The 19,574-nt window shown below is 35.9% G+C and carries 16 protein-coding genes; all 16 read right to left on the reverse strand.

Annotation, left to right across the window (positions count from 1 at the left end; translation table 11 throughout):
* Positions 1 to 181: 181 nt before the first annotated feature.
* Positions 182 to 3,097 (reverse strand): isoleucine--tRNA ligase, encoded by a 2,916-nt coding sequence (gene ileS, locus M4Z11_RS04855; protein ID WP_249677086.1) that lies wholly within the window; start codon positions 3,095 to 3,097, stop codon positions 182 to 184.
* Positions 3,098 to 3,351: 254 nt separating this feature from the next.
* Positions 3,352 to 4,227, reverse strand: a complete 876-nt coding sequence (locus M4Z11_RS04860; RefSeq protein ID WP_249677088.1) for an outer membrane protein — start codon at positions 4,225 to 4,227, stop codon at positions 3,352 to 3,354.
* A gap of 137 nt (positions 4,228 to 4,364) precedes the next feature.
* Positions 4,365 to 5,162 carry an outer membrane protein gene (locus M4Z11_RS04865; RefSeq protein ID WP_249677089.1) on the reverse strand — a complete coding sequence of 266 codons (798 nt, stop codon included), beginning with the start codon at positions 5,160 to 5,162 and terminating at the stop codon, positions 4,365 to 4,367.
* 143 nt (positions 5,163 to 5,305) lie between these two features.
* Positions 5,306 to 6,145 carry an outer membrane protein gene (locus tag M4Z11_RS04870; protein ID WP_249677092.1) on the reverse strand — a complete coding sequence of 280 codons (840 nt, stop codon included), beginning with the start codon at positions 6,143 to 6,145 and terminating at the stop codon, positions 5,306 to 5,308.
* A gap of 405 nt (positions 6,146 to 6,550) precedes the next feature.
* Complete coding sequence (locus M4Z11_RS04875; protein ID WP_249677093.1) at positions 6,551 to 6,877, reverse strand: hypothetical protein; 327 nt, start codon at positions 6,875 to 6,877, stop codon at positions 6,551 to 6,553.
* Between the two features lie 626 nt (positions 6,878 to 7,503).
* The gene (locus M4Z11_RS04880) at positions 7,504 to 8,124 is read right to left on the reverse strand and encodes a ribonuclease D (protein WP_249677095.1); all 621 of its coding nucleotides are present in this window, start codon (positions 8,122 to 8,124) and stop codon (positions 7,504 to 7,506) included.
* The gene (locus M4Z11_RS04885) at positions 8,117 to 9,511 is read right to left on the reverse strand and encodes a M20/M25/M40 family metallo-hydrolase (protein WP_249677097.1); all 1,395 of its coding nucleotides are present in this window, start codon (positions 9,509 to 9,511) and stop codon (positions 8,117 to 8,119) included. Before M4Z11_RS04885 ends, M4Z11_RS04880 begins: the two co-directional genes overlap by 8 nt.
* Positions 9,512 to 9,587: 76 nt before the next feature.
* A complete protein-coding gene (gene mutM, locus M4Z11_RS04890; protein ID WP_249677099.1) occupies positions 9,588 to 10,463 on the reverse strand; it encodes a bifunctional DNA-formamidopyrimidine glycosylase/DNA-(apurinic or apyrimidinic site) lyase in 876 nt (291 codons plus the stop codon).
* Between the two features lie 29 nt (positions 10,464 to 10,492).
* Positions 10,493 to 11,740, reverse strand: a complete 1,248-nt coding sequence (locus tag M4Z11_RS04895) for an aminopeptidase (RefSeq protein WP_249677101.1) — start codon at positions 11,738 to 11,740, stop codon at positions 10,493 to 10,495.
* 30 nt (positions 11,741 to 11,770) lie between these two features.
* Positions 11,771 to 12,619, reverse strand: a complete 849-nt coding sequence (locus M4Z11_RS04900) for a cell wall hydrolase (RefSeq protein ID WP_249677103.1) — start codon at positions 12,617 to 12,619, stop codon at positions 11,771 to 11,773.
* A gap of 462 nt (positions 12,620 to 13,081) precedes the next feature.
* Complete coding sequence (gene phoU, locus M4Z11_RS04905) at positions 13,082 to 13,798, reverse strand: phosphate signaling complex protein PhoU (protein WP_249677105.1); 717 nt, start codon at positions 13,796 to 13,798, stop codon at positions 13,082 to 13,084.
* Between the two features lie 27 nt (positions 13,799 to 13,825).
* Positions 13,826 to 14,584, reverse strand: coding sequence for a phosphate ABC transporter ATP-binding protein PstB (pstB, locus tag M4Z11_RS04910; protein ID WP_249677184.1), 759 nt, complete (start codon positions 14,582 to 14,584; stop codon positions 13,826 to 13,828).
* A 40-nt stretch (positions 14,585 to 14,624) separates the two neighbouring features.
* The gene (gene pstA, locus M4Z11_RS04915) at positions 14,625 to 15,917 is read right to left on the reverse strand and encodes a phosphate ABC transporter permease PstA (protein WP_249677107.1); all 1,293 of its coding nucleotides are present in this window, start codon (positions 15,915 to 15,917) and stop codon (positions 14,625 to 14,627) included.
* Positions 15,914 to 17,362: a phosphate ABC transporter permease subunit PstC gene (pstC, locus tag M4Z11_RS04920; RefSeq protein WP_249677108.1), complete on the reverse strand. Its 1,449-nt coding sequence runs from the start codon at positions 17,360 to 17,362 to the stop codon at positions 15,914 to 15,916. The genes pstA and pstC overlap by 4 nt, the downstream gene beginning before the upstream one ends.
* Before the next feature lie 59 nt (positions 17,363 to 17,421).
* Positions 17,422 to 18,468: a PstS family phosphate ABC transporter substrate-binding protein gene (locus M4Z11_RS04925; protein WP_249677110.1), complete on the reverse strand. Its 1,047-nt coding sequence runs from the start codon at positions 18,466 to 18,468 to the stop codon at positions 17,422 to 17,424.
* A gap of 95 nt (positions 18,469 to 18,563) precedes the next feature.
* On the reverse strand, positions 18,564 to 19,502 hold the full coding sequence (gene gshB, locus M4Z11_RS04930; RefSeq protein ID WP_249677112.1) for a glutathione synthase: 939 nt from the start codon (positions 19,500 to 19,502) through the stop codon (positions 18,564 to 18,566).
* Positions 19,503 to 19,574 lie beyond the last annotated feature (72 nt).

The raw sequence follows: 19,574 nt of genomic DNA on the forward strand, positions 1-19,574 counted from the left end.
TCTCTTTGGAGACTGCCAATAACGTACAAATTGCCTATTCATAGATAAAACAACACATTTTATTTCTGACATAAATTTCCTCTCCATCAATGATAGAATTTAAGTGATGTTAAAACTATCGAATATCGCCCTTTCACACTGCTCTGCTCAAAACATCTTCTACTAAAATAGGTTGAACCTCTTAAACTTTGCCAAGTGCTTGTAATTCTCGTAAAGCAGCTGCATCACGGGCAGAGACATCAGGATAATTTGGATCACTCCCAACATCTTGTGTATAACGCCATGATCGAGCACATTTAATACCCACAGCCTTATTCGAATATACACCAACACCTTCAACATCGCTCAAAGCAAAAGCATCTGAAGGAGGTTTATCTTGAACGATTGTTAGAGCACTGGTAATACAAATCTCTGCCATATCTAAATTGTTCAAAGATTCTAATAAAACCGGATTAGAAATAAAAACAATAGGTGCTGCTTCTAAAGATGACCCAATACGTCTATCTGCTCGCTCAATCTCTAAAGCACCCGTTACAACTCTACGAACCTGTCGGACTTTTTTCCAACGCTCTGCTAAAAGTTCATTTTTCCATTCTGCCAACACAGGACGAAACTGCTGCAAATGCACCGAACAACTTTCTGGATAACGTTCTAACCAAGCTTCTTCCATTGTAAAAGGTAACATTGGAGCAAGCCACGTTACCATTCGATCAAAAATTTCACGAATGACTTGCAAAGAGGCTTTACGTTTTCCTGATGAGGACGGATCACAATAAAGAGTATCTTTACGAATATCAAAATAAAACGCCGATAACTCAACGATTGAAAAATCTAATAATGCACGCATAATTTTCTTAAAATCAAACTCATCATAGGACCGATTAATCAACTGATCAAGTTCATAAAGCCGATGCAATATCAATTTTTCAAGATCTGGTAGTGTACAATAGGGTATTTCTTCTCCTTCATCATAAACTAAAATGCCAAGCATCCAACGAATTGCATTCCGCAATTTGCGATATGAATCCACATTTGTTTGAAGAATCTTTTTACCCAAACGCTGATCTTCCCAATAGTCAGTTGTCATCACCCAAAGACGAAAAATATCAGCACCAAATGTTTTAATAATATCTTGTGGCATAATCGTATTGCCTAAAGACTTAGACATTTTTTTGCCATTCTCATCCAAAGTAAAACCATGTGTAACAACAGCTTTATAGGGTGAACAAGCTCGTGTTCCACAACTTTCTAAAAGAGAAGACTGAAACCATCCACGATGCTGGTCAGATCCTTCAAAATAAACATCAGCAGGCCATTTCAAATCAGCACGGTCTTCTAATACAAAACTATGACTCGCTCCAGAATCAAACCAAACATCTAAAATATCATAGACCTGTGTCCAAGTTTCATGAACACGTTCACCTAGAAAACGTTCACGAGCTCCTTCTGTAAACCACGCATCTGCCCCTTCTGCTTCAAAAGCTTTTAAAATACGTTTATTCACTTGCTCATCTTTAAGAATAATCCCCTCCTCATTAACAAAAATACAAATTGGAACACCCCAAGCACGCTGACGAGAAAGTACCCAATCTGGACGATCTGCGATCATAGAAACTAAACGATTTTGAGCGGAAGATGGAACAAAACGTGTCATCATAACAGCTTCCAGAGCTCGGCTACGTAAGGTTGAACCATCACCAAGATCTTTATCCATTGCAATAAACCATTGAGGCGTGTTCCGGAAAATAATTGGTTTTTTTGAACGCCAACTATGAGGATAAGAATGTTTTAAACGACCACGCGCAAATAATAGCCCTGCTTTCATTAAAGCATTAATAACTTCTTTATTAGCATTACCCATTTTTCCATTATCATCAATAACACGAAGAGCTCCTTCTTCACGATCTGGCCCAAAACCGGGGACATCTTTCGTATAAAAACCTGCATCATCAACAGGAAAAGGTATAGTAGTGTCAATACCAGCTTGCTCCAATACAGACCTATAAGCATTCCAAATTTCAAAATCCTCACGCCCATGGCTAGGTGCTGTATGGACAAAACCTGTACCAACATCCTCTGTCACATGGACGCCATCAAGCATCGCAATCTTATGGTTGTATCCCCCAGCTAAACCTTTAAGCGGATGAGAAAGAATAAGAGTTTTAAGTTCATCAGCGCACACAGAACGCAAACGCTTTAAAATAAGTTTTGCTTTTTCTGCACAATTCTCAACTAACGCATCAGCAAAAAGAAGTTTTTCCCCAACCTGAGGACCAAAATCATTTTCTGCGCTTTCCACAAGATAAACGCCATAAGAAATTTGTGAAGAGTAACTAACCGCACGATTACCAGGAATTGTCCATGGCGTTGTTGTCCAAATCACAACATAGGTATCATATAAATCACAAGAACACGTTTCCAAAATAGGAAATTTAACCCAGATAACATCAGATTCATGATCATGATACTCAATTTCTGCTTCAGCCAAAGCTGTACGCTCAACAACAGACCACATCACAGGTTTTGAACCACAATAAAGTTGATCAGACATAGCAAATTTTATCAATTCGCTAGCAATGCGTGCTTCCGAATGAAAAGCCATCGTCGTATAAGGATTTTTAAAATCCCCCACAATGCCAAGTCTCTTAAATTCTTCACTTTGAACTATTATCCAAGACTGCGCAAAATCACGACATTCCTGACGAAATTCACTAAGGGGAACATCATCCTTGTTTTTCCCTTGAGCACGATACTTTTCCTCAATTTTCCACTCAATTGGAAGTCCATGACAATCCCAACCAGGAACATAATTCGCATTAAAACCTCGCATTTGAAATGAACGAACAATAACATCCTTTAAAACTTTGTTTAAAGCATGCCCAATATGAATATTGCCATTTGCATAAGGTGGACCATCATGAAGAATGTAAGGTGGACGATCTTTCGCTTGTTGTCGCAATTGAGTATAAAGATCTATCTCTTCCCATCGGGTTATTAATTCAAGCTCTTTTTGCGGCAAACCCGCACGCATAGGAAAATCAGTTTTTGGTAAATAAAGAGTTTTTGAATAATCTATTACTTCATTTTTCACAGACATTGTGAAATATTCCTGTTCACTTTTAATATTTTATTTTTACCATTTCCCTGAACCCTGAAAATATAGTTATCTAATCTATGAAAGAAGCTAGACTAATAATTCGTACTCAGCAGTGATCAAGAATACATAATACCACAAATTACGTGGCTTTATCATGAAACCATTAAAAAAGAAAACAAAAAAAATAACTCTTAAAAAAAAGACCCTACATAAGTAGAGCCTTGTTATAATGAAAGTTTAAATTTCTCAATAAATTAGAATTTATAAGCTACACCGACACGAAAGTCATTGGTTTTATAACTAAGCTCAACTTCTCCTTTTGCAAATTCCTTTTTACCAAAATCTGAATAACGATACTCGGCACGCATAACAACATTACCAATCATTGCAATATCAATACCACCACCAACGGTATAACCGACCATTTTCTTTTTTTCAGTTATTTCACTCTCTTGAGTAACTAACGATACCGATAAAGTATCTTTAAGCTCCACATAAGAAACACCAGCAGCAATATAAGGCATAATATGATCAGCAGCAAAACCTATACGTACCCGCGTAGCACCAGTCCATTTTTCTTTTAAAGTGTGATTAAAAATGCTGACATCCCCTTCTGTATTATCTATTTTAGCAATATGATTATACATCGCACTCTTATTTCTGAAACTTCCTAAAGGATTGAATATCACCCTCCCGCTTCCATTTAACTCCCTGTGCTTATACATTGGCATATTACCATTATCTATGATAATATTTCGGCTATCCTCTTTTCCGGACCACGTTATATCCGTATCAACACCTACAATAAGACCATTACCAATATCAATATTTAGACCTGTATAAATACCACCCCTTATCCCTAAGGGTTTAGGCAAAAAAACCGGATCAACTTTATGCCATTTATTAGTTTTGCTCCTATCATCTAGTAGAGGTATTTCAAGATCCAAAGCTTTTGCAGCGACCGTACTTGAAAAATTACTAATCTGACCACCAACATAAAAACCCGTCCAAGAAAATCGAGAAGAAGCTGATGATGATATTGGTTCTTGAAATGACATACGTTCTGATGCTTGCACTACGGAAACACAAGCTGAAGTAATAGTTAATAATAAAAAATATTTAATACTCATAGATCTACCTCCATATAAATTCCAGAGTGTATTCTATATAATATCTAATTTGGAAAATCTGTAGTAAAAATAACACAACAAAAAGATCTCCGCTTCAAAGCAAAGCAGAGATCTTTTATGATCCAATCACCAATAAACTAGAATTTATAAGCTACACCGACACGAAAGTCATTGGTTTTATAACTAAGCTCACCATCTTCCTTCGCAAATTTCTTTTTACCAAAATCTGAATAACGATACTCAGCACGCATAATAATATTATCAGTCATTGCAACATCAATACCACCACCAATACTATAACCAACTAGAATCTTTGTTTCATCTAATTTCACTTCATTTGTATCTTTTTGTATTTTTCCTGTAATTTCTGCTTTCTTTACTTCAAAAACATTTTGAAGCTGCACATAAGAAACACCACCAGAAACATAAGGCATCACACGATCGACTATAAAACCAACACGCATTCGCGTAGCACCAGCCCATTTTTCTTTTAAGATATAGTTAAATTGACTTGTTATATTAGAATCAATAAACTGGTAATTTGTCCTTTCAAGCTCATCTGGTGTATTAATCACTTTTGTATATTTTTTTCCAGACCACGCCATATCAGTATCAATGCCTAGAATAATGTCTTTGCTCAAACCAACATTCGAACCTGCATAAACACCCCCTATAAAACCTGAAAGCTCAGGTGATAGCAGTTTAGAAAACTCTTCATTCTCATCATCTCTACTTTTTAAGGTAGCTTCACCTGAAAAACCACCAAGCTGACCACCAATATAAAAACCCGTCCAAGAAAAATTGCTAGAAGATGCAATCACCGGTACTGGTTGATAACTCTGTGACTGATGCGGTCTCATAATGTCAGCTGCTTGTACTATAGAAACTGGAATAAAAGCCCAAATAAAAGCTCCCTTAAATATCTTAATATTCATACAATACTCTCCTACTTCTAATTATCCAAACTGAGCTTTATAAAATACTTTATTTCGAATATCTGTAACTTAAATGATACTCTCGCAGAAAAAAAGGCCCTATCTCTGATAGGACCTCTTTATGACTTAAATTTTACAATAAATTAGAATTTGTAAGCTACCCCAACGCGGAAATCATTGGCTTTATAACTAACTTCAAATTTGTCATTATGCAATTTCTTTTTACCGAAATCTGAGTAACGATACTCTGCACGAAGCATTACATTGTCAGTCATAGCAAAATCAACACCAGCAGCAAGAGTATAGCCAATCATTGTTTTTGATTCATCAACCGTACTTGTCTGACTAGAAGGCTCTGTTTCATCAACTCTTTGTACAGGCATTTTCCCCTGACTAACTGACACGTCAAGGGTATCTTGAAGCTGTGTATAAGCAACACCCCCAGCAACATAAGGCATAATACGATCAGCAGCAAAACCAATACGAACCCGTGTAGCACCAGCCCACTTCTCTTTTAAAGTATGATTATATTTCGTAATTTCAGCGTCTTTTTCCTCTGGCGCTGGCTCCTCTTCTTCCTTTTTTTCTGTGCTTGGATTTCTTAATTCAACTGCCACTGTGTGCTCTTTTGTGTCTTTCTGTCCAGACAAAACAATATCCGTATCAACACCTAGAATCAGGCCGTTTCCTAAATCAACATTCGAACCTGCATAAAAACCACCCATAAAACCTGAAGGCTTAGACCACAAAGCTTTATCAAGCGGATTCCACTTATTAAGATCATCACCATCACGGCCACTGAAAGAAGTCTTACTAGAAAAACCACCAATCTGTCCACCAAAATAAAAACCCGTCCAAGAAAAAGCTGGAGCAACAACAATTGTTTCTCCTATTTCTTGAGGAACTGTAATATCCGCTGCTTGTGCTGCAGAAGCTGTCATTAAAGCAATAACAGACGCCGTCATTAAACATTTCATATTCATAAATTTGCTCCATAGCTAATGTTCATGGGCATATATGTTACACACTTACTTCAAAATATCTGTAGCAAAAATGACACAGACATAAAAAAACCATAATTATAAGTGATAATTCTTGGCTTTTTGCTTAGTTTGTAGATATAAAAATAGAATATTGTAACCATAAAGCTCACTATTTCCAAAATTTCTTAATTACTAAAATTCGAATAATACTGATTATTATGGAATCAACAATATCATGGATATAATGAAATCACATCTTGCTGAGTTGTATTCAGTTATCTAGAATATTCTTCTAGCCACCCACTTTTCTCACTGACTAGAAACAAAATTAAGCCTCTGCAACCAGTGATAACAAAATATATCCCCGAAAATAAAAAACCCACGTAAAAACCGCACACTTATCAACTACCAACCCAATGGACTTAACTTAGATAAACTAGGTCTTTTTTTTCTGTGATGAGATGTCTCTGGCCCTTTCTTTTTTTTATATTTTATCTTTCTTGAATCATTCGATGCAAAAATCACACGCACTGGTTCTGTTATTTCTTCCCACTTACTGTAAACACTACGACCATAAATTAGAAAAAAATCTTTTAACGACTTCTTATTCCATTCACTAACACAAAAAGTTGAAGAAATAAGTGGTATCTCCTTTTTAAGATCAGATCCTTGAACTGTAGAAGCTGTCATCATAGTGAAACTCGTTACTGTAATAAAATACTTTATATTCATAACTTATCTCCATACAATAAAATACAAAACGTGTCTTTTATAAATCATTTCATAACACATATCTACAAAAAAATGATGTACACATAGAAAAATCAAAAATCTTGTCTTTAACAAGGTCTTCCTATAAATTACCCTCATAACACATTAAAATTTACGAGATGCACCAATGCAAAAATCATTAGTAAAGAAAATTTTAAATTCTAAATAAAATCTGAGTAATGTTATCGCTTAGCGCTTCAAAATTAACGGTAAGTCTAGAAAAAAAAGAAGGTATTTTTATTTTATCTATCTCATCACCAATTCAATAAGCTCTTCATAAGTTCAACTTGATTTGAAAAATACCTTACCAAACTCATTTTTCTGAATAGCACGTTCACTGATTAGCCGTATTCCCAAAGATAATCCTAACAACAACACAAAACCTCATATTCATAAAAGATTCATTTGTAACCTACTATCATACTTTATAAAAACATAATGTATTTTACTTTTTGTAAAAATGTCAGTTGACACTCCTCAAAATGATACAGAAAAATGGATAAAGAAAGATTTGTAATGCACTGATATTCTGTATAATGATATCAACTATTTCTTCTGTTTCCGATTTCAGAAATAAATTTTAAAGCTCAAACATGTGCAAAAATATCAACTTCTGACCATCCCAAAAGATCAAGCTTTGCTCTTACAGGCAAAAATTGAAAACACGCCTTTGCAATATCTTCGCGTTCTTCACGTTTTAAACGTTCTTCAAATATACTTTTTAAACGATGTAGATATAAAACATCGGATGCTGCATATTCAATTTGTGCACGCGATAAAGCATCTGCTGCCCAATCTGATGATTGTTGCTGTTTAGAAATATTAACATTCAATAATTCACTACAAATTTCCTTCAAACCATGCCGATCCGTATAAGTACGCGTCAGTTTTGAGGCAATCTTTGTGCAAAAAACAACATCGGGCATCACAGCAAATGTATGCGCTAAAATAGCAAGATCAAAACGTCCAAAATGAAATATTTTCGTAATTGTTTTATCTTCAAGCAATGCAACTAAATTAGGAGCTCTATTTTGTCCTTTAGCAATCTGTATAATATCAGCAGTACCATCTCCAGAAGAAAGTTGAACTACACACAAACGATCACGGTGTGGCTGTAATCCTAAAGTTTCAGTATCAATTGCAATAGAATCAACACAATAATTATCCAAATTTGGTAAATCACCTTGATGAATACGAATCTCAGCCATTTATTCTCCTGTTTGCTAAGGCAGCAAGAATGCGTACCCAAGACCGTTGCCCCTTATGAAATGATTTTAAATTATATTTCTCATTAGGTGAATGAATCCGATCATCAGCTAATGCAAATCCAACTAAAATAGTTTCCATATTAAAAATTGATTGAAAGTCCCCAACAATTGGAATAGAGCCCCCCATAGCCGTTAATAAAGCAGGTGTCCCCCATTCCTGAAATAAAGCGTCTTGTGCTACTTGAATAAAAGGCGACTTATAAGAAAGTTGAATTGCTGGAGAAGCACCATGCTCTTTAAATGCAACTTTACAATCTGCAGGAATAAGAGAGTGCACATAATTACGAAAAGCTTGGCGTATCTTTTCTGGATTCTGCTTATGCACTAAACGAAAAGAAACTTTTGCATACGCTTGAGAAGCAATCACCGTCTTAAATCCTTCGCCCTCATATCCTCCACTAATGCCGTTAATTTCTGCTGTAGGACGAGCCCATATTTGTTCTAAAAGACTCCGTCCCTTTTCTCCAGCAGGAATAGAAAGACCAATAGGATTAAGAAATGTCTCAGCATTACAACCAAGTTTATCCCATGATTGTAAAATTTGTAAAGGCGTCTCTTCTACACCATCATAAAATCCAGGAAGTGTTACTCCACCATTTTCATCATGAAGCCCTGCCAAAATTTTAGTTAAAATGCGAATAGGATTAGCTGCTGCGCCTCCAAAATAACCTGAGTGCAGATCACAATTAGCTGCCGTAACAATAATCTCTTCCTCTAGAATCCCTCGAAGACCGACAGAAATCGATGGCGTATTCGCATCCCACATTGAGGTATCACAAACTAATGCACAATCAGCCTTCAGTTCATTAATATTTTCCTTTAAAAAAGGAATAAGTGAAGGCGAGCCACTTTCTTCTTCACCTTCCAACAAAATAGTAACCTTTACAGGAAGCTGTTTTGTTTCTTCTTTAAAAGAACGACATGCCTCAATAAAAGTCATAAGCTGGCCTTTATCATCTGAAGCACCACGAGCACAGATAATCTTGTGTCCATTCTTCTCTTTTAAAGAAGGCTCAAACGGATTATTTTCCCATAAATCTAGTGGATCAACTGGTTGTACATCATAATGCCCATAAAATAATACATGCAAACAATCATCAAAAGGTCCTGGATGATGACCAACAACTATTGGATGACCAGGTGTATCACGGCGTGAAGCTGTGAAACCTATACTCTTCAAATCTTCCACCAGCCAATCAGCTGTTTTACGACATTCATCTTTATATGCTGGATCTGTAGAAATAGATTGAAAACGTAAAAGAGAAAAAAGATGTTCAAGATTTTTTTCTAGATTCCTATCAAGATGCTCTAACACTTTATTAAGCATAAAAAAAAGCCTTCCAATCTTCGAAAATTATAGATATGACTTTAAGCTTGTTACAAAATTTTGCAAGACACATTATTCATTTTTGACATTGTGGACAATAAAAACTCGAACGCCCTGACTGTAAAATACGCACAATAGGTACCCTACAATTCAAACATTCTTTTCCTTCACGTCCATAAACTGAAAAATAATGTTGAAAGTATCCAAGTGAACCATCTGCATGCATATAATCACGTAAAGAAGTCCCCCCAGAAATAATTGCTTCAGTAATCAAATTACATATATTTTGTGCAAGAAAATTTGCAGATTCCAGCATATATACATCTTCTAATGCCAATGTAAATGCACTACGCCGTGGTGATAAATGACTACGCCAAAGTGCTTCACAAACATAAATATTCCCCAGGCCAGCAACAATAGACTGATCAAGCAAAGCTGTTTTCAGAGATGTTTTTTTATTGGCAAAAGCTTTTTTTAAATAAGCACCAGAAAGCGTATTGTTCATAGGCTCAACCCCTAGCCTTCTTAAAAGTGGATGTTCATAAAGCTTTGTTGTATCTGTTAAAAGTATAAAACCAAAACGGCGAGCATCATTATAAGTGAGACGATAAATTTTATCATCTTTTGCTTGAACATTTATAATACAATGATCATGCGCAACTAATTTGCCTATAGAAGAATGCTCTTTTCTTGAAAATTCATCCTCTATACGCCACGATCCTGACATACCTAAATGACTTAAAATTGTTTCATTATGTGAAAGATAAAATAATAAATATTTCGCGCGACGACTAAGTTTTATGATCGTTCTACCCACCAATCGCTCAGAAAATGCTTCTGGAAAAGGAAAACGCAAATTTTTACGATTAAGTTTAACAGATATAATTTTTGCGCCAGTTAAAAGCGGATCAAGTCCACGGCGAACTGTTTCTACTTCAGGAAGTTCAGGCATTATCTCCCCAATGATTTCATATGTGTAAATTAAGCCCACTCACCCTGACGAAATACAGGAATTTTTGCACCATTCTGCATAACACCGTCTATGTTGATTTCATTTGATCCAATCATCCAGTCAATATGAATAATACTCTTATTCCCACCACGCATCTCAATCTCTTCTGTCGTCAATGCTGCTCCATTTAAAAAACATTTAGAATAACATTGCCCTAAAGCGATATGACATGCAGCATTTTCATCAAACAATGTATTATAAAAAAGTAAACCGCTCTTAGAAATAGGTGAAGAATGGGGGACAAGAGCGACTTCGCCCAATCGACTAGCACCCTCATCGCTTTGTAAAACTTTTCGCAAAACTTCTTGTCCCTTTGAAGCCGACGCATTGACAATACGCCCTGCTTCAAAACGCACTTCAATATTATCAATGAGCATTCCTTGATAGGAAAGTGGCTTCGTTGAACGAACAAAACCATCAACTTTATAAGCATGAGGAGTTGTAAATACTTCTTCAGTAGGAATATTAGGGTTACAGACAACGCCATTTTGAGCAATCGAGGCACCTCCATGCCATTCATGTTCATCAGCTAAACCAACCATTAAATCAGTTCCTGGACCTGTAAAATGCAAAGCAATAAAACGTTGCTCATTAAGCCAAGCTGAACGTTGTTTTAAATTAGCATTGTGCGCATGCCATGCATATACAGCATTATCCTGTGTCACACGTGAAGCAAAAAAAATAGCTTCTGCTAATTTCTGAATTGCTTCACCAAGAGGCAAATCAGGAAACATTGCTGTAGCCCATCCCGCTGTTGGATAAGCGATAATTGACCAGTTAATCGCAAAATTCGATATTTTATTAAGAGCTGGCTGATAAGCTACTGAAGTGGCCTTATTCAAACGTGAAACCTTATTCAAATCTTGATTGGAAAGCAACAACGGATTATCTCCAACAATTGCCAAACGTGCAGCACCATTTTCAAATGCTTTTGCCATTCCTTCATAAAGCCAAGAAGGCGCACAATCAAAACTAGCAGAATGCGCATTTTCAAAACGGATAAGTGATAATGCTTCATCACCAAACAGTGGTGTAATAACGCCAGCGCCAGCTTTATAAGCATGATAAGCTACCTGTCGAACCAAAGGTAAAGCTGTAACTGGAGCTGTCAAAACAAGATCCTGCCCTTCTTGTAAATTGAGCCCTACCTTTATTGTGACTTCTGCAAGGCGGTCAAGCATTTCAGGAGAAATCATCTCATCAAGATCAAAACGCATAACCCTCATCTCTTATTTTAACTACAAAAATTACCGACTCTTATATCGTTCTTCTAACATTGCAACAACTGCATTTAACTGGTGTGTTGAAGGCATAGCATATGCTAAAATCGTTGTGTTTTCTCTTAGCTCATCTTCACGACGAGGTGCAGATATAGGAATAGGGATTCTATCAAGCTGTGCAACAACAAAAGGTACAAAACTCTTTTTATCTGCTTGTGCAATCTCTATTGAAACAGGAACTTCTTGTATTTCTTCTGTTTTTATTTCTCTACCGTCTACACTTGAATTCATAAAGTTGGGCATATCATCAGAACGTTCCTGAGAAAAAGCAAACGCAACATCATAAGGACGGTCATTAACAGGAACTTGAAGCGATCCATCATGCAAACGTTTTTCATAGAAAGCGTTGCCTCCCGCGACACGAACATAGTGCATATTTTTATAAGGAAAAGATAAACCAGCAGTATGGAAAAACATGGCATTTTTACTTTTCTTATCTCGCTCACCACGTAAAACAGCATCGGCAGCCTCTTTAACACGAGCAACAGATGCTTTCTCAAGCATAGGGCGTGTTAAAACACCCGGAGCAAATTGCTTACGCTGACCAACAACACCACAAATAGTCTTTGGATAAGCGCTTGAATTTACACGATTCATAACAACCGTTCCAACAGCAATCATTCCCTCACGACTTGAACGATTTGATTCAAAATACATTGCACGCATAAGACATTGGCGTTCTGTCAATGAATACTCAACTGATTTAGTTTTTTTATAGTCGCTCGCTTTTTGAAGATTCACATGATCTGAGGAGCACCCTACGATAACGGACGATATAACGCAAAGAATAATAATAACCCACTGATTTTTTTTCATTTTACAAAATACGTTCCTATGCCTTCAAATATCAAAAATTCAAATGAATTTTTAAATACAAATCAAAAAAGTATACAATTAATTGCTTAATTGCTAATTTTTAACACATATAATCTAATCATCAAAAAACGCTTATACACAAAAAACAATAAAAAAATCTTAATTTAAAACATCTCTCATTGTCTAAATGATTCAATGAAACATTGTTTTATTCTTAAGTTTCAAACATAACCTTACAAGACTAATATCTCTACAATTACTATAGTATTCGATAACCAATAAACATTCACACCTCAGTACCATCCAAAAACTTTTTACACAAAAAATAAAGCTGAGTAGATCCATAAAAATTTTGCCATCCTCAAATGTAATTCAAAACAGATTTAGAAGTCTTATAGGGCATACCAGTTAACAACAAAGTCTATCCCTCCTTAATAATCGGTTCATTTAAAATAAAAAAGCCTAATCTGTTTTCTTCTCACTCACTCCAACTTTATACGTCATATCATCACGGGGACGACCAGACGTCATATGATGGCCTGTAATAATATAATGAAGCGTTTCAGCAATATTAGTCACATGATCACCAATCCGTTCAATATTTTTTGCACAAAAAAGTAAGTGTGTACAAACTGTAATATTACGCATATCTTCCATCATATAAGTTAAAAGTTCACGAAAAAGAGATGTATACAAAGCATCAATTTTATCATCACTTTCACGTACTGCATCAATGCGATCTAATAAACGACTCCTATAAGCATCAAGGACTTCCTTTAACTGATTGCGTGCTAAAGCTGTAATTGTTTCAAGCCCACGGTAAAAAGCTGCAGGTTGACGTGTTTCCGAAATAGCAACTGTCCGCTTTGCAATGTTTTTCGCCATATCTCCAATTCGCTCAAGATCAGAAGCAATACGGATAGCACCAACAATTTCACGTAAATCAACAGCCATTGGTTGGCGTTTACAAATAATGGTAATCGCTTTTTCATCAAGATCACGTTCTGCTTCATCCAAAAATAAATCATCGGCAATAACTGTAGCCGCTAACTCAGAATCATCACACACAATTGATGCCACAGCACGTTCAATCATTCTTTCAGCATGGCATCCCATTTCAGAAATCTTGGATTCCAAATATTCTAATTCTATATCATAAGAATGAACAATATGGCTCATGATAGTACCTTATACCCTTCAATTCACTTACCCAAAACGCCCAGTAATATAATCCTGCGTCCGTTGCTCTTTTGGTGAAGTAAACATCATTTCTGTTGCACCAACTTCGACCAAATGCCCTAAATGAAACATAGCCGTATATTGAGAAACACGTGCTGCCTGTTGCATAGAGTGTGTCACAATAACAATTGTATAATTTTGTCTCAACGCATCGATCAGCTCTTCAATACGCGCTGTCGCAATTGGATCAAGAGCTGAACAGGGCTCATCCATCAATATAACTTCAGGACTTATAGCAATAGCACGTGCAATACATAAACGTTGTTGCTGTCCACCTGATAAACTCGTTCCTGGCCCATGAAGGCGATCTTTCACTTCTTCGAATAATCCCGCTTGTATCAAACTTTTTTCAACAATATCCTGTAATTCAGTACGAGATTTCACTAAACCGTGAATACGTGGCCCATAAGCAACATTTTCAAAAATAGATTTTGGAAAAGGATTAGGTTTTTGAAAAACCATTCCAACACGTGCACGCAATTCTACAACATCAATACGTGAGTTATAAATATCTTCCTCATCTAAAGTAATCAAACCTGTTACTTTAGCACCTTCAATTGTATCATTCATACGGTTAAAACATCGTAAAAAAGTCGATTTTCCACAACCTGAAGGTCCAATTAATGCAGTGACTTGATGTTCAATAATATCAAGAGTGATGCCATGAATAGCCTCTTTCTTTCCATAAAAAACACGAACATCTTGACCACGCATCTTGATCTTCATACTAGATTCAACCTCAGTTTTATACATAAACTCTCCAAAATTACCAACGTTGTTCAAACCGTCGGCGCAAAAGAACAGCTGAAATATTCATAAAAATAAGAAAAATCATTAATATAATAATAGCACCTGATGTCTTCTCAACAAAAGAACGTTCTGCTTCACTTGCCCACATAAAAATTTGAACAGGCAAAGCTGTTGCTGGATCCATTGGTGTCACAGGAATATCTACAATAAAAGCAACCATCCCAATCAAAAGCAAAGGTGCTGTTTCACCTAAAGCTTGAGCCAAACCAATAATTGTACCTGTCAAAATACCAGGAGCGGCTAAAGGAATAACATGATGAAAAACCATCTGCGTCTTCGATGCACCTAATCCTAAAGCTCCTGCACGAATAGAGAATGGAACAGCTCGTAAAGCAGAACGCGTAGCAATAATAATTGTTGGTAACGTCATAAGAGCTAAAACAAGCCCTCCAACAAAAGATGCTGAACGCGGCATTCCCATAAAATTGATAAAAACAGAAAGCCCTAAAAGACCAAAAACAATCGAAGGAACAGCAGCAAGATTATTAATATTAATCTCAATAAAATCTGTAAATTTGTTTTTTCGTGCATATTCTTCAAGATAAAGAGCTGTCGCTATCCCTATTGGCAATGAAATTACTAAAACAATAATCGTCATATAAAAAGAACCAATCATTGCGACACCTAATCCCGAAGTCTCAGGACGACTCGATGCACCAAATGTAAAAAAATGACGATTGAAAGTCTTATAAAGAGTACCGTCATTAATTAAATATTTCATCCATTTTATCTGTTGATCAGAAATTTTACGATTTTTTTCTGGTACATGTAAATCAATTTGCCCTTTATAGGCTGAATCAATGTCTGATGCTGCTAAAACTTTAACTTTTTGCGTCGTCCCAATTAAGTTTGGATTTTTTATCACTATATCACGCAACTGAACGCGAACGCTCTGAGAAAACATACGGTTAACATCACGCATAGATATCTGATCATTGTGATCTACCCCAAGTTTTTTCGCCAAAGCATTCCGTACAAGAAGTGGGTAATTAGCAGTTATCAATATTTTTGGATCACTCTTACGATGACCACTAGGGTCAATCACTTTTTCATCCAAATAAACCGACAAAATCATCTCGCTTTGAAAAAAAGCTGTATAACCTTGACTAACAATAGACCATAAAAGAACTGCCAAAAAAAACAAACTAATAAAGATAGCACTTAAACCATAAGCGCGAAAACGACGCTCAGCTCGATAACGACCTTTGAGACCAATATTACGACGATGCGAAAAAAAAACTTCACTCATTCATATCGTTCCTGATATTTACGCACTATATAAAGAGCTAGAATATTCATTAAAAGAGTCAAAATAAAAAGCGTCATCCCCAACGCAAAAGCTACAAGTGTTTGTGGAGAATTAAACTCAAAATCACCCGTTAATTGATTAACAATTTTAACCGTCATTGTAGTCATCGCTTCAAATGGATTAAAAGTAAAATTTGCTGCAACACCGGCCGCTAACACCACAATCATTGTCTCTCCAATCGCACGTGATGCTGTCAACAGAAGTGCTCCTATAATCCCAGGAAGTGCAGCTGGTAGAACTACTTTTTTAATTGTTTCAGATTGTGTTGCTCCTAAACCATAAGAACCTTCACGTAAAAAACGTGGAACAGCAGTAATGATATCATCTGACAAAGATGAAACAAAAGGAATCAACATAATTCCCATGACAATACCAGCTGTCAAAACACTTTGAGCCATAATAAAACTAATCCCACCAGAAAGAGACAGTGAAAGATTATGTAGAAAAGGCCCAACAATTTTCAAAGCAAAAAAACCGTATACAATAGTTGGAATGCCAGCAAGTACTTCTAATAATGGTTTCACAATCGACCGTAATCGAGTTGAAGCATATTCAGCCATATAAAGAGCAGAAAATAACCCAATAGGTACAGCAAAAAGCATAGCGACAAAAGCGATATAAAGTGTACCAGCTAATAGCGGTATTAAACCAAATTGTCCCACACTATTGTCTGCATTATTCATTGAAAAACGAGGATCCCATACTGTTCCAAAAAAGAAATTTGAAAATGATACAGATTGAAAAAAATTCATTGTTTGAAAGAACATAGAAAGCGCAATACCAACTGTTATTAAAATAGCAATTGTAGATGCACAAACCAATCCAATAACAATCAAGCGCTCAACTTTATTACGGGCACGTTGGCGCGGAGAAACTTGCATAATACCAAAAATAAAACAGCAAAGTGTAATAATAAAAAACAAAATATGACCAATAAATTGCAATTTATCATAAAAAAAGTGCCATAACTCTGCAACTTTCAACATGTAATCCGGCACTATTAAAGGCAAAACAAACCCTTGCGCTAATAATTGGTTTCTCATACTCTCATATACAGTAGCAGTAAGAGCTCCTTGAAAGTGAGGTATCATTTTGCTTAACCTGCCGATAAGTCTACGATTATCTATTTCTGTCGTAGGCACCATATATGCTTCTAGTTCTCGTGAAACAATATATTCCAAATAAGCAGAACTACCACCATTCCAAAAAATTAAAAAAATCAGAGCTGGAATAATAGTTATTAAAAATGTCCACCAACCATAATAATGTGCACGAGAATGCATCTTAAATCCTGAACGTTCAAAGAAACGAGCTCGCATATAAGAAATGCAAAAGCCAACAATACTAAAAATCAACAAGAGAAAAATAATGAAAGAAACAGGCATCTTATTTTTCAATTTCTATAAAAAAACATAAAAGAATTTCACATCATCAACGCAGAAAATTATTGCAAGACCATGACTTTGCCAGAAGAAAAAGCATCTCGTTGCACCTGTCTTGCTCTTTCAGAAATAGGAACTAAGCCGTATTCAGCTAATGGACTATGTAAACCAATCATTTGATCAGAAAGAAACAAATCAATATATTCCTGCATACCTGGAACAATGTTTAAATGCAATTTCTTAACATAAAAAAACAATGGGCGTGAAATCAAATATGAGCCATCAGAAATTGTTTCGACACTTGGATAAATACCATTAATAGATGCAACCTTAAGTTTATCTGCATTGTTTTCATAAAAAGACAAATCAAAAACACCAATCCCTGTTTTACCAGAAGTAAGACGAGCAAATGTCTCAGAATAATCACCATCAATATCAATAGCTTTCCCATCTTTACGGACAGCAATACAAGCAGCATTAATGGCCTTATCACTCATTCCCAAAGCCTTCATCTGCTCAACCGCACCACTGGCTTTACAACCAACAGCAAGCACCTTTTCTTCAAAAACTTCACGAGTTCCATGCTTTTCGCCAGGAATATAAGCTGTAATTGTCCAATCAGGAAGATCACTATTGACTGCACTCCATTTCATAAATTCATTTGGTTGCAATTTTCCATCAACAATAACCTGCGCAGCTAATGCTCTGTAAAAATCTACTGGTTGTAATTTCCAATCAGGACCATTGATATCTGTTGCAAAAACAATACCATCATACCCAATACGCATTTCTTCAATATCCTTTACGCCAGTATTAAAACAAGATCGTAATTCATCTGGCTTCATTGCCCGCGAAGTATGAACAATATCAACTGTATTATTACCAATACCACGACAGAATTCCTTAATACCAGCTCCTGAACCTCCGGATTCAATAATAGGAACTTTAAAATTAGAGTATATTTCTCCAAAAATCTCAGCAACAATTTTCCCATAAGGCAAAACCGTCGATGAACCTACAATATGAACTCGATTGCGAGCATAACTAATATCAATCAATAATATAATAGAGAAAACAAAACCTATTCCAATTGATAATAATTTGCTCATCTATAATTCCTTTAAATTTAATTCACATCAATCGTATGATAAATAAAAAATGACGTTTACAATTCTTTTTATAATAAAGTATGTTTTAGTCATCTTTAATTTAAACGTTTAAGTTCAACAATGTCCCAAAAAAGAGAAGCTATATCTGCACCTCCAAAGCGTTTAATTTCACGAATGCCTGTAGGAGATGTAACATTGATTTCAGTTATATAGTCTCCAATCACATCAATTCCTACGAGAAGCAAACCACGTTTTTTCAAAGATGGGCCAATACGTGCACAAATTTCATAATCACGTTCTGTCAAATCAATACATTCTACGCGCCCTCCAACATGAATATTAGAACGAACATCAGTAGCTATAGGAATCCGATTAATTGCCCCAACCGGTTCACCATCAAGCAAAATAATTCGTTTATCTCCTTCTCGTATGCTCTCTAAATAACGCTGCACAATAAAAGGTTCTTTATAACTTTTTTCAAACATTTCGATAAGTGAGGCGAAATTGCGATCATCGTTTTTTAAATGAAAGACACCTATCCCTCCATTTCCATAAAGTGGCTTAATAATGATATCACCAAACATAGATCTAAATGCCTTTATTTCTTCAATATCCTTTGTAATGAGTGTTTCTGGCATCAAATCAAAAAATTCAGTAACAAAAATCTTTTCCGGGCTATTACGCACCCATACCGGATCGTTCACAATTAGTGTCTTAGGATGAATACGTTCTAAAAAATGAGTAGTGGTAATATAATTCATATCAAAAGGAGGATCTTGTCGTAACAGAACTACGTCCATATCTACCAATTCTGTGCGCACAGACTCACCTAATTGATAGTGACATCCTTCTTCATCACGCACAGTCAGTGGTTCTAACCGTGCAATCACACACCCATTGTGTATAAATAAGCGGTCCGGTGTATAATGGAATAGAGAATGTCCACGTTCTTGAGCGGCCAAAGCAAGTGCAAACGTAGTATCTCCCTGAATTTTAAGAGTCGCAATGTGATCCATCTGAATAGCAATTTTCATTAATAAATCCTCCTACCGCTGAATGCGAACTAGTCAAGAAAACATAAACTTATTAAATAGTAAAAGAAACTA

This window comes from Bartonella bilalgolemi, from assembly GCF_023500045.1.
GTDB classification, from domain to species: domain Bacteria; phylum Pseudomonadota; class Alphaproteobacteria; order Rhizobiales; family Rhizobiaceae; genus Bartonella; species Bartonella bilalgolemii.

What these genes read in the sequence shown, in the direction of transcription:
- M4Z11_RS04860 (WP_249677088.1), bottom strand. Translation starts at nt 4,227, where the DNA reads ATGAGTATTAAATATTTTTTATTATTAACTATTACTTCAGCTTGTGTT.
- M4Z11_RS04895 (WP_249677101.1), bottom strand. Translation starts at nt 11,740, where the DNA reads ATGCGTTTTGATCTTGATGAGATGATTTCTCCTGAAATGCTTGACCGC.
- M4Z11_RS04925 (WP_249677110.1), bottom strand. Translation starts at nt 18,468, where the DNA reads ATGAGCAAATTATTATCAATTGGAATAGGTTTTGTTTTCTCTATTATA.
- pstC (WP_249677108.1), bottom strand. Translation starts at nt 17,362, where the DNA reads ATGCCTGTTTCTTTCATTATTTTTCTCTTGTTGATTTTTAGTATTGTT.
- ileS (WP_249677086.1), bottom strand. Translation starts at nt 3,097, where the DNA reads ATGTCTGTGAAAAATGAAGTAATAGATTATTCAAAAACTCTTTATTTA.
- M4Z11_RS04880 (WP_249677095.1), bottom strand. Translation starts at nt 8,124, where the DNA reads ATGGCTGAGATTCGTATTCATCAAGGTGATTTACCAAATTTGGATAAT.
- M4Z11_RS04865 (WP_249677089.1), bottom strand. Translation starts at nt 5,162, where the DNA reads ATGAATATTAAGATATTTAAGGGAGCTTTTATTTGGGCTTTTATTCCA.
- mutM (WP_249677099.1), bottom strand. Translation starts at nt 10,463, where the DNA reads ATGCCTGAACTTCCTGAAGTAGAAACAGTTCGCCGTGGACTTGATCCG.
- phoU (WP_249677105.1), bottom strand. Translation starts at nt 13,798, where the DNA reads ATGAGCCATATTGTTCATTCTTATGATATAGAATTAGAATATTTGGAA.
- pstB (WP_249677184.1), bottom strand. Translation starts at nt 14,584, where the DNA reads ATGAAGATCAAGATGCGTGGTCAAGATGTTCGTGTTTTTTATGGAAAG.
- gshB (WP_249677112.1), bottom strand. Translation starts at nt 19,502, where the DNA reads ATGAAAATTGCTATTCAGATGGATCACATTGCGACTCTTAAAATTCAG.
- pstA (WP_249677107.1), bottom strand. Translation starts at nt 15,917, where the DNA reads ATGAGTGAAGTTTTTTTTTCGCATCGTCGTAATATTGGTCTCAAAGGT.
- M4Z11_RS04900 (WP_249677103.1), bottom strand. Translation starts at nt 12,619, where the DNA reads ATGAAAAAAAATCAGTGGGTTATTATTATTCTTTGCGTTATATCGTCC.
- M4Z11_RS04870 (WP_249677092.1), bottom strand. Translation starts at nt 6,145, where the DNA reads ATGAATATGAAATGTTTAATGACGGCGTCTGTTATTGCTTTAATGACA.
- M4Z11_RS04885 (WP_249677097.1), bottom strand. Translation starts at nt 9,511, where the DNA reads ATGCTTAATAAAGTGTTAGAGCATCTTGATAGGAATCTAGAAAAAAAT.
- M4Z11_RS04875 (WP_249677093.1), bottom strand. Translation starts at nt 6,877, where the DNA reads ATGAATATAAAGTATTTTATTACAGTAACGAGTTTCACTATGATGACA.